Annotated in this window: 12 protein-coding genes; 6 read left to right on the top strand and 6 right to left on the bottom strand. The window is 64.3% G+C overall.

What is annotated here, in order from left to right; translation table 11 throughout:
- Positions 1-110: 110 nt before the first annotated feature.
- Positions 111-455: a hypothetical protein gene (locus D459_RS0107460; protein ID WP_017592370.1), complete on the bottom strand. Its 345-nt coding sequence runs from the start codon at positions 453-455 to the stop codon at positions 111-113.
- Between the two features lie 914 nt (positions 456-1,369).
- On the opposite strand from D459_RS0107460, the gene D459_RS0107455 reads away from it, so the two are divergent.
- Entirely contained in the window at positions 1,370-2,140 is a 771-nt protein-coding gene (locus D459_RS0107455) for a hypothetical protein (protein WP_017592369.1), read from the top strand.
- A gap of 45 nt (positions 2,141-2,185) precedes the next feature.
- Here the strand turns inward: D459_RS0107455 and D459_RS0107450 are convergent, their stop codons facing one another.
- Both D459_RS0107450 and D459_RS31030 read right to left on the bottom strand, forming a co-directional pair.
- Positions 2,186-2,533, bottom strand: a complete 348-nt coding sequence (locus tag D459_RS0107450) for a hypothetical protein (protein ID WP_017592368.1) — start codon at positions 2,531-2,533, stop codon at positions 2,186-2,188.
- A gap of 10 nt (positions 2,534-2,543) precedes the next feature.
- The gene (locus D459_RS31030; RefSeq protein WP_161634161.1) at positions 2,544-3,176 is read right to left on the bottom strand and encodes a SagB/ThcOx family dehydrogenase; all 633 of its coding nucleotides are present in this window, start codon (positions 3,174-3,176) and stop codon (positions 2,544-2,546) included.
- Between the two features lie 751 nt (positions 3,177-3,927).
- On the opposite strand from D459_RS31030, the gene D459_RS35345 reads away from it, so the two are divergent.
- The 3 genes from D459_RS35345 to D459_RS35340 all read left to right on the top strand — a co-directional run bounded on the left by D459_RS35345 (position 3,928) and on the right by D459_RS35340 (position 5,742).
- On the top strand, positions 3,928-4,320 hold the full coding sequence (locus D459_RS35345) for a hypothetical protein (RefSeq protein WP_152522921.1): 393 nt from the start codon (positions 3,928-3,930) through the stop codon (positions 4,318-4,320).
- Positions 4,321-4,511: 191 nt separating this feature from the next.
- Entirely contained in the window at positions 4,512-5,234 is a 723-nt protein-coding gene (locus tag D459_RS34175) for a NucA/NucB deoxyribonuclease domain-containing protein (RefSeq protein ID WP_161634160.1), read from the top strand.
- Between the two features lie 163 nt (positions 5,235-5,397).
- Complete coding sequence (locus D459_RS35340) at positions 5,398-5,742, top strand: hypothetical protein (RefSeq protein WP_152522920.1); 345 nt, start codon at positions 5,398-5,400, stop codon at positions 5,740-5,742.
- An 801-nt stretch (positions 5,743-6,543) separates the two neighbouring features.
- Here the strand turns inward: D459_RS35340 and D459_RS36780 are convergent.
- From D459_RS36780 to D459_RS0107430, 3 genes are all read right to left on the bottom strand, one after another.
- Complete coding sequence (locus D459_RS36780; RefSeq protein ID WP_017592366.1) at positions 6,544-6,732, bottom strand: AbrB/MazE/SpoVT family DNA-binding domain-containing protein; 189 nt, start codon at positions 6,730-6,732, stop codon at positions 6,544-6,546.
- Positions 6,733-6,895: 163 nt separating this feature from the next.
- The gene (locus D459_RS0107435) at positions 6,896-7,405 is read right to left on the bottom strand and encodes a hypothetical protein (protein ID WP_017592365.1); all 510 of its coding nucleotides are present in this window, start codon (positions 7,403-7,405) and stop codon (positions 6,896-6,898) included.
- 32 nt (positions 7,406-7,437) lie between these two features.
- Positions 7,438-7,797, bottom strand: coding sequence for a hypothetical protein (locus D459_RS0107430; RefSeq protein WP_017592364.1), 360 nt, complete (start codon positions 7,795-7,797; stop codon positions 7,438-7,440).
- A 170-nt stretch (positions 7,798-7,967) separates the two neighbouring features.
- Here D459_RS0107430 and D459_RS0107425 point away from each other — a divergent pair, with 170 nt between their 5' ends.
- Together D459_RS0107425 and D459_RS34170 are read left to right on the top strand one after the other, a co-directional pair.
- Complete coding sequence (locus D459_RS0107425; protein WP_017592363.1) at positions 7,968-8,837, top strand: helix-turn-helix domain-containing protein; 870 nt, start codon at positions 7,968-7,970, stop codon at positions 8,835-8,837.
- 3 nt (positions 8,838-8,840) lie between these two features.
- Positions 8,841-9,017, top strand: coding sequence for a DUF397 domain-containing protein (locus tag D459_RS34170; protein ID WP_017592362.1), 177 nt, complete (start codon positions 8,841-8,843; stop codon positions 9,015-9,017).
- The last annotated feature ends 6 nt before the right edge of the window (positions 9,018-9,023 follow it).

The following is a 9,023-nucleotide window of genomic DNA, read 5'->3' as shown; positions in this document are numbered from 1 at the left end:
TCGGATCTTGAAGTCCATCGCATTCCCCGGTCCGGGGTGTTGCGACGACCGCTAGAACTCAAGAGCGCTCTGATAGGGCCGCAACGTCAAGATCATCGGAGGAGGAGGCGTCAGGAGAAGGTGTCGATGTAGCCGCCCCACTCGGCGCCGTCCCAGCTGATGACGAGGGTGCCGTTCTCCAGCTCCGCGGTGCCGCTCTGGCGCTGCGGGTCGGGGTCGTCGCAGTCCAGCTCGATGGCGGCGGTGGTGCCGTCCCCGGACGGCTCCAGCGTCCCCGGGCAGGCGATCTCGCCCTGTGTCTCCACCGTGTTCCCGGTGATGGTCAGCGCCTCGATGGCGGGGTCGTCGGCGAGCGCCTCCCACTCGCCCTCGAAGCTCTCCGCCCCGCACCCGGCCAGCGCCACCGCGGCGAACAGCGCCGCTCCCGTCAGCCGTACCGCACCCGGCATCGCCATGCCCCGCTTTCCTCGAAGGACGATCGACAGCGGGAAATCTACCCGGATTCACGGACACCTCCGGCGGGGCGCAGTCCCCTCGGTAGGTGCGCACGACCATTCCGTCCCGGCCGCCGAGGCGCGGCTTCGAAACACCCCCGGCTCAGGCTGGAGAGCGCTTCACCTGCTAGAGGCACCTGCAGCCACCGCGATAAGAGTTCTCAGCGTGTCGCCTCCGGGATGATGAGGGGTCGAATACGTTCGTACAGCGCACATCCCGCATCGAGTGATCACCTCGGCCTCGGCCGCTTCGGGATCGGACGAACATCTGCCGCTCCGCTCCACCGGTGCAGGCCTCACAGTCGCGTCGCTGCTACTGCGTTTCAGGGAGGACCTTGCCTGTGTTCAAGACCGCGAGTGCGCTGATCATCTTGGCCACCGCTGAATCCACGGCCCTCTCTCTGATAGCGCCGGCCCATGCCCGAACCGGCCCTGCCCTCGACCTCCGGTCGGGCCCCTTCGCCGCCCGCCCCGCCTCCACCGGCAAGACCGAGGGCACCGAGGCTCAGCGCGTCCTCATCTGCAGATTCAATACATCGGCCGACAGGATTCACCGTTCTTCAGGCCAGGCTTCCGGCCACGCCTGGTGGGAGAACATCGACTGCGACACCGACCAAGCCGTGGTGACTGCGCGACTTCAGCAGTACGTAGGCGGATCCTGGAAGTATGCGGGCTCGACCGGAAGGAAGACCGTCTACTCCGGCGGAGGATCGGCCAACCGGGTAGTGGCCCGGGCCGACTGCAATGCCAGAACGCAGACCCGATGGCGTACCGTCGTCGACGTCGACTCGGTGGGCATCCTCGACGACCCCTTCCGCAGGTACATCGAAACGAAGCGCCCGATCACCTGCCGGAACCGACGACGAGGAGTCACGATGGCCGACGGAACCCTGTTCTGCGCGCTGCACGGCACCCTGGATCTCCACCCCTGGTACGACCCTGCCACCGCCGATGCCGATCCCTACATCCTGTTCCACTCGCGGGCCGAGACCTACCGATGGCTGGCCTCTCCCGGCGACGGGCGGCCCGGATCAGGGCTGTGGGGCATGAACGACGCGGGGCTGGATCCCCGTGGCGAGGGAACCCGGCGGCTGTGGTTCCGAGCCGCCCAGCAGGAACCCGCCATGCCCCGCCGGGCGGTGCCCGCCCAGCAGCTGCTGGACTGCGCCGGGGCGGTGGCCGACCGCATGGGTCGGCTCGATCTGAAGGCCGCCCAAGTGCTCGTTCCGCTGGATGATCTGCCGGCAGGCCCCGTCGAAGGCGCCTACGGCGACATCGTGGGCGGACTTCCGTGGTTCGCCGAACTGCCCGCCCAGGCCGGCACCGCCGTGGTGGTGAGTCTGGACTCCGGCACCAGCACGGCGGCCGCCGACGCCGCGCCGGCCATGGAGGAGCGGCTGCGCGAGATCCGCCAGAAGGTCTTCACCGGCATCACCTCCGCCCCCGGGGAGGACGCGGCCCGCGGGCTGGCTCCCGGGGTCCCCGACTTCCAGGAGTCGGGGGTACCGGGGCACCGCGTGACCTTCGAGGGGCACCTGGCGGAGTGGTCGTACGAGGCGGCCGGGTGGCTGACGGCCTTCATCTGCGAGGCCGCGATCGAGCAGGGCGTGCGCGTCCCGGTGGTGGCCACCGTCCGCCCGGTCTGACCGCTCGGCCCGCCGGTCGGGCGGCGGCGTTCCCCCGCCTCGGCCTCATTCCTCCCGGTCCAGGGCGTCGGCCCGCTTCAGCAGGTCGGCGGCGATGCCGTCCCACTCCGGGCCGTGCATCCACAGGTTCTCGGCGGCGGCGCGCATCAGCGCCGGGTCGTCCGGGCGCTGCAGCAGCGCCAGCCGGTAGGCGAGGTTGCGGACCCATACCGGGAGGTGGCCGTCGACCGTGTGCGGGCAGAGTTCGCGCAGCATGGCGAAGATCGAGTCCGCGTCGGCGAAGGTCAGCTCCTCGATGAACCAGTCCTCTCGGTGCTTGGCGGCGCACTCCGGCGCCGGCCGGTACTCGTCCCCGTAGAGGCACCGGGCGTGCTCGGTCAGGGTGGTGTGCATGCGCCGGAGCCTATTCCCTCCGGTCCGCCGGGTGGCCGACGCCGATCAGCCCCAGCGGGTGGTGGCCGGGCGGGACGACGGCGGGGGCGAGGCCGAGGAGCCGCTCGTCGTCGAAGCCGGCCACGAGCACGGCGCCCAGCCCGGCCTCGGCGGCCTGGAGGTAGACGTTCTGGCCGGCGTGCCCGGCCTCCAGCCACACGTACCGCTCGCCCCGCCGGCCCTGCGGCGGCTGGTCGGCGAAGTGCCGGCCGGCGGCCTCCAGGTCCCCGCTGATCAGCAGCAGCACCGGGGCCCGGGGCAGCCAGTCCCGGTCGGCCAGGGTGGTGTCGGAGACCCGGCGGCGGTGGTCGCCCTCGGAGACGAGGGTCAGCGCGTCGCGCTCGGCTCCGTACCGGTAGACCCCGGCGGGCAGGCCGTCGACGTCGCCCGCGACCGCGGTGACCGCCAGCGGGTACAGCGCGTGCGCCGACGGGCAGGTGCGGCGCCCGTCGCCGGTCCGCCCCTGAGCCGCCCGCAGCACGAGGGAGAGCAGGGCCAGGCTCAGAGGGCGGGGGGCGAAGTCGCGAGTGCTGCGCCGCCGCTCCAGCAGGGCGCCCAGCCCTCCGGGCCGGACAGGCTCCAGGGGCACTTCCCGTTCCGTCATGGGCCCAGCCAAGCACATACCGGGAGGGGTGCTCCGCCCGAGGCGGAGCACCCCTCCCGGGGGCTCAGGAACATTATGTGGGATCGTTGGTCGGTCTACGCAGGGCCATCCGGATCGTGCACGCACAGTGCGATGCCAAGAACGCATCCGATGGTGTGGCGGTGCCCCTGCTTGTGGCGGGAGGCGGGAAGCGCGTCCAGGCGGGTGGGAAGGTCTGCGATCGGCAGGGCCAGTTTGGCGGACTGGGCATGCAATAGGACTCCTGGACTTTCGAACGGTTAAGTCACACTTCCGCTCTTGCCTGGGCCCTGCTTCCGCGCTCAGGGGGTTCTACTTGATGGCCATGCTCCCGTGACCTGCGACGATCGCTGCTCACGTCGAAAATGAATCAGCCGTGGACCCGTGCGGCAACCACCACCGATGTTCTCGAATGAAGTGACGCTTGGTCATCCCCAGGCCATCACCACTCCGATGACAGGTGCAGTTGCCAAGACCGAAACCCCGGCCAGTGGTTCGGCTGAGTCACGCTTACGGCCCGCCCTCAGCCGAGCCCTTTTGATAGATCCAGCCCTCCACGCCAAGGCAAAACACCCGCCTTGCCCGCTAATGAGCCGCACTTCCAGATAAATCCAGCCTCGTCAAGACCAAGGCCGAATGCGGTCAAAGTCAATTTAGAATTGACTGTCCATTTGCAAATAGATAGCATATCGAAGATTTTCACCCCCCCTGAAAGGCCCCCATGTGGAAGAGCATGTTCTTCGCCGCCCTGATTGGGATCTTGATAGCATCAACGACTTTTCAATCTGCACAGGCAGAAGAAAATAGCGAAAGCGATGGAGAGATAGTTCTTTCTGCCACCGAAAGAGGAGAACAAAGAACTCCGTCTTCCCTGGAAGAGCTTCCAAGAGATGAGCGCCAGGCTCCTCCAACAAAAGAATCCATCAACACACTGGAAGCGATTTCCAGAGATTCGGAAGCGGCTCACTCAAAGGCGGCGGAACCGACTCCCTACCTCCTTGAACACGAAAAATGCAAGACTGAAATAACGCCAGACAACGGCCACGCATACGATCACCATAATTTCTGTTCCAACGATGTCATTGAGCTGGAAAGTTGCGTTGCAAAAACAACAATTGCACCGTAATAGGGAAGGCGACTGTAGATATCACTGTAAGTGGATGGGGCACCAACGGCAAAAGAGAGATCCGGACGCTAACCAGCCTGCACAGCGTCCGGGAGACCCAGGGCAATTGGCAAAGTATCCGGCCGACGCTTCTTATTTCCTGCTCTCCGGAAGCATCGAACACTGAATGCTCCCCAAACGGAGTATTTGAATTGAAGCGAAGCCTCGCAGACTGGACGAAAGATGACCCGTACTGGTCAACGATGGAGGCGAACTTCCAGTCGCATGCCGGCACAGGAACGCCCGGCGAGGGAGAGAACCCAGACGGAACTATCGGCAAGGACCGCCTGGCCTGGTACTTCCTGAGCGTTGATCTATTTCATGGAAACTCAACACTAGTAGCAAACACAGGTTTTCGTTGCGACTCCGCTAAATACCTGAAAGGCGGAAAGGGGTGCGCATTTGACTACGGCGTCACCGTGTGGCCACTGATTGTAGGAGAAAACGGAAAAACACATAACTGGAAGACCAAAGATGTCGCACAGCACATTTACGACGCGACAACCAACCCCAACTCCACCATCCCCCGAAAAGAGGGAACCAAGGAGATCCCCGGGGCTCCGAAATCAATGACCCCTCTGACTCGCACCAGAGATGCAAATCAGATTGACCAGAACCGGGGGAGATCGATTGGCGCCTGCAAAGCCGAATGGGGGGACGGCTACTCTGAAGGCAATACCTACCAGTGCGACGAGTTCCCCATGGCCTCCACCAATCAGGGGGCGGATAGCGGAGCAAACAAGGAGGAGAATAATTTCTCCGTTAGAGTGCTCCCCCGAGAAGAAAACGAAGGAGCAGGAAGATTTCTCGGATGGTGGTACAAGAACTATCGCATCGTCGACAACGATGCGTTCTGGGTTGTTGTACGCTTGTAGCTTTCAGCAAGCAAAATGACGCACCTCTGCACCTCTAAGAGGAAATTTGATCCTCCAACATTCCACTTTCCACCCTCGCCTCTACCACGGAATTCTTTTTCTACACACAATCGACGGCGAAATCGAAGGGGAGGTGGTCTACGAATATTCATGGATTGAAGTGATGACGGAATCCATCCTTCTGCGATCAACCGGAAACGACTTTTGCCCTGAAGTCACCATCGAACACTGGGATTCTCCCACATCATTCCCAAAGACGAACGACAAATACTCCATCACTTTCAATTTCCACTTGAAAGAATCGCCTCTAATTCTAACAAACCTCATTTCATTTTTTGAGGATACTTTCGACTTCACTCCAGGCGATTACAAAATCAGCGTCACCCGCACCACAAGAGAAGAAATTTTCACAGAAACTCCAATTCTTCAAATCAATTCAAACACCGACAAATATATTCTAGAGTCGCCGCCAGAGCACTGGAAAATACGGATGGCAAAATTAGAATGACCGGCGACAAGGCCGTTGGCCAGGCGGGGATTTCGGGCAGACCTCATGTTTCCCTATATCAGGTCAGGGCTCTGATCGCCAAAAAAGAAGATGCCACTTCCGGCTGCAGCTCGGGGGCAGGGCCGACCCAGGACTGATTCATTCTCGCTGTGGGCGGCGGTCGCTGCAGGACACGAACTCGCGGCCGCCTCCCCTTTCCCTTCGCCCGGGGTACCGCCCACCTGCCACGAGAAGGAGGTGGGGACGGCACGGGCGGGCACACGAGGACCTCATGCCGAGAACGAATCAGCCGTGGCCTGCGGTGGCCTGGCCTTGCAGACGGGCTGCAACCGGGCTCAAACCGAACGGAAGGATCACTCACCGTGCAGGAACAACAGGATCCCAGCCCAAATGTCCCAGACGATGTCCTCTACGACGCCCTTCACGAAACCGCCAGCCGCGCTGCAGGCGCCTACATGCGGAAGGCACAAGCAGCCGCCGCCCCGAGGCCAAAGAAGAGGCCAAACAGTAGATGCTGCGGGCCTGGAGCATTAAGAGCAGGCATGATCTCAGCCGAGACGAAATGCGTACCCTACGTCAGGAGCTGCAAGCCGAGATCGACCGGCTACGGGAAACCTGAGAGGTTTTCCGGCCTCTGAGAGGTGAAACCCAGGAAAGCCGCAGCAGACCGGCTCTGCTCAAGGCAGACCGAGGCGGAACCGCCCCTTCTCCATATCAGAGGCGGACTCTCTCGAACTCCTCAGTCCAGCCCGCGGCGATCTGCTCGCCGGCCTCACGCTCCCCCGCCTGCCAGGAGGAGGATCAGAACCAGGCCTGGTCCGCCGGCACTGTGGTGAGCCCCCGTAGGACGACACTGCCGTCGTCCTCGATGGTGAACTCCACCTCGTCGCCCTCGCCGATGCGCAGCGCCTCGGCGACCTCCCGGGGCAGCGTGACCTGGTTCTTGCGACGCACCACCGTTCTCCGGCGCCTGATGCTCATGTCGTTCATCGCGTTCTCCTCCAGGAGGATCACCGTTCTGGTGCAGGCAGAGCTGCAGAACGGGGCGGACGCCGGACTCCAGGATGCATCGGCGAAGCGGGAAAGTCCGGCTCTCCTACCGCCCCGGGGCGCTCCGCCCGGCCCCGGGCGGGCGGAGCGCCGGTTCGGGGGGTCAGGGGAGCAGGCCCAGCAGGTGGGCGAGGAGGAGGACCGCGAGGACGCTGCAGGAGTAGGGGAGCATCTCGTAGGCGGCGAAGTAGTAGAAGGTCAGGCCGCCGGTGCTGCGGAGGGTGCGGCGCTTGAAGCGGCGGTAGGCGCGGCTGGACGGGTGCCAGGAGCGGCGGGAGCGTGGGCGGGGCAGACCGGGCCGGCTGCGGCGGGCGGCGGTGAGTTCGCGGACGTCGCCGCTGGTGGGGGCGGCGTCGCGAGCCGCGGGGCTGAGCTGGTCGGCGGTCTGCCGGAGCCAGGGCGGGAGGTCGCTGCCGTCCCGGGGGCGGCCCGCGCGGGAGTGCGGGGAGAGGAGGGGGCGCGGGAGGTCGGGCGGCGTGGCCGGGGGCGGGTCGGTGTAGGGGCGGGATCGGGAGAAGCGGGCACCGGGCGGGCCGGCGAGGACCCGGCGGACGCGGGGCGCGAGGGGGTCGGGAGAGGTGGAGCGGACGTAAGCCGGTCGGTCGTGGGACATGGTTTCGGTCCTTTGCGGAGGGTTCGGGGGTTCTACTCGGTGCTGTCGAGGATGAGGATGTTGCGCATGCGGCGCGCGACGTCGGCGGTGTCCTCGACGGGGAGGAGCCGGGTGAGTTCGGGCTCGGTGTTCTCGGTCTTGAAGCGCTCCCCGGGCCAGAGCAGCCACCACCAGGGGCGCGCGTTGATGGGGTCGGGCCGGAGGACCGCGCGCTGGAAGGAGGAGGGGCGGCTGTAGCGGCGGACGGGGTCGGCGGCCTCGGGGCCGGGGAGGAAGGCGTCGACGACGGAGACGGAGGTGTCGACGGAGGCGCCGAGGCCGCGGGCTTCCAGCTCCTTGGCCAGGGCGTAGAGGGGGTGGAGGGGCGAGCCGGAGTAGGAGGACATGAGCATGTGTCACCACCTGAGGTGCAGGGCCGACCGTACTGTTTGTGATCGACCACTCACCTAAAGAGTACTTACTCATGAGCAAGTTGCAACACCATCAGATAAAGTCATGAGTAAATTCCAAGACGGCGCCTACTAGGTCGCCCCATACACCTTTAACCCGAGAAAGAGATTGAATGTCCGATCTGTCTAGCCAGACCGTTCGCCATCGCCGCGTCTCCGCCGAGCTCAAGGCGATGCGCGAGGAGGCCGGCCGGACCTCCTACGAGGTCGCGGACGCGATGGGGTGGCACCGGACGAAGGTGCACCGGCTCGAAAGAGGCGAGTGGAAGCGGCTGAGGGAACAGGACGTACGGGCCCTGGCCGACTACTACGGAGTAGATGACCAGAAGCGCCTAGAAGCCGTGGTCGCCCTGGCCAAGACGGCCAGCGCCAAGGGCTGGTGGTCCCGCTACAAGGACGTACTCGGCCCAGGCTCCTACGTCAGCCTGGAGGCGCAGGCTTCCCACCTGCGCTTCTACAGCGGGATGCTGGTTCCCGGCCTTTTGCAGACCCCTGCTTACTCCGAAGCGATCATGCGCTCCGGACGCATCAAGGACGAGGAAGAGATTCAGCGGCGACTGCAGGCACGCGCTGAGCGCAAGGCTCTGATCGACTCTCAGAACGGACCGAAGGTCCAAGCGATCGTTGACCAAGCCGCTTTGAACAAGACCATCGGATCTCCGATCACGATGGCCGAACAGCTTCTCCACCTGGGGAAGCTCGTCTCTCTGGAGAAGATCGAGATCGGTCTCGCCACCGACCGGCTCGGCGCCCATACGGCCTTGACCGGCCAGTTCGTCCTTCTCGACTTTCCAGGAGATCACGGCGACTCCACCGTGTTCATCGACAACGCCCACAACGGGATCTTCCTGGAAGACCCTGAAGAGGTAGAGGACTATACTGATGTTTTCCAAGCCACATGGAAGCTGTGCCTGACAGGGGAATCCGCCACGGAGTTCCTGGTGAGCCTGTCAGAGGACTTCTTCAAGCAAGCAAGGCGGTGAGCAGTGTCTTCCTGGAAGAAAAGCAGCTACAGCAGCGACAAAGGGCAGGAGTGCGTAGAACTCTTCCAGTCCGAGACGACGACGTCCCTCAGAGACTCGAAGAACACGACCGGCCCCGTGATCAGCTTCCCTCACCGGGAGTGGATCCAGCTGGCCGAAGCCCTCAGGAAAGCGCCCTGATATCGT

Origin of the sequence: Nocardiopsis potens DSM 45234, from assembly GCF_000341105.1 — a bacterium.
GTDB lineage: Bacteria > Actinomycetota > Actinomycetes > Streptosporangiales > Streptosporangiaceae > Nocardiopsis_A > Nocardiopsis_A potens.
Note: the sequence above shows the minus strand (reverse complement) of the source record. Positions and strands in the feature narration are given on the sequence as shown.